General features: G+C 41.3%; 2 protein-coding genes. Both read left to right on the forward strand.

The window, feature by feature from the left end; all coding sequences use genetic code 11:
- On the forward strand, positions 1–250 hold a 250-nt coding region (locus AB5287_RS10055), incomplete at its 5' end, for a hypothetical protein (RefSeq protein WP_368221187.1).
- A partial coding sequence (locus AB5287_RS10060) for a distal tail protein Dit (RefSeq protein ID WP_368221189.1) occupies positions 247–1,047 on the forward strand: 801 nt, incomplete at its 3' end. The genes AB5287_RS10055 and AB5287_RS10060, both read left to right, overlap by 4 nt.

Below are 1,047 nucleotides of genomic sequence, written 5' to 3' on the forward strand. Positions count from 1 at the left end.
TAAGTTGTCTACGTTTGTACAAGTTAAATCTGACCTTGAAAATGCGGTAAAAGCGACTGTTGAGGTTGCTAAAGAGAAATCTAATGACCTGATGGAAAAAGCGCTTGATGTTGCAGAAGAAGCAGTTAAGCGACCAGTTAGCTTAATTGTGAAAGATGAAGAAGTTGCCCGTACAACAGGAGATGCCATGACTACTTATCAAGCTAAACAAACAATACGAGACAACAGAATGAGAGGAATACTGACATGACAAAAGAGATGACATTCAACGGGGTTGATATGTCGCGCTTTTTCCGGATTACAAATATTATTCGCCCAGTAGGAAACAAAAGGAGCATCACAACTGATGATGCTCCCGGCTTGGGCGTTAATGTTCAGCAAGTAAAGCGTGGTGCGAAAGAGCATACTATTAAATTTGACATGAAAACCATGACAGCAATGGAAATGGAGCGCCTCAAACACGAACTAGCGGGTGTCCTGAATGTGTTAGAGCCGGTAAAAATCATATATGGCGATGAACCAGATAAGTATTATATGGGTTTGCCTGTTGATGATATAACGCCTGACAACATCACAAGATGGTTTCAGCGGTCAGAGTTTAAAATTCTCATTCCGGACGGAGTTGCTCATTCTACTGCTTACAAGCGGTTTGACAATCCAAAAGTAGAAACAGACAAGATTGTTTTTGATTTGGTTAATAACGGGAATGTGGATGCTGAACCTATTATCACCATTAAGCACAATGCAGAAAATGGCTATATAGGCGTTGTTAATGCTAAAGGCGCTCTTGAGGTTGGTAATCGTGAAGAAGCGGACACAGAGCAGTATAAACAGTCTGAAATCCTATTTGATTACGTTACTAACAATGGCATTGTTAAGGGGTTACAACAAGGACAAAAGAATGCCGCTATTTTGAATGATTTGAGTCAAAATCTCAATGGCACTTTGGGGATTGATAATACGTGGGGTCGGCCGCACATAGCTCTCACAAATCGTGGTAGTGGTACACGACCAAACAACGCAGGCTCTGTTAGTTGGGAAATTCCT

The organism is Bifidobacterium sp. RTP21102st3_E2_RTP21102_210122, assembly GCF_040916945.1.
GTDB lineage: Bacteria > Actinomycetota > Actinomycetes > Actinomycetales > Bifidobacteriaceae > Bifidobacterium > Bifidobacterium longum.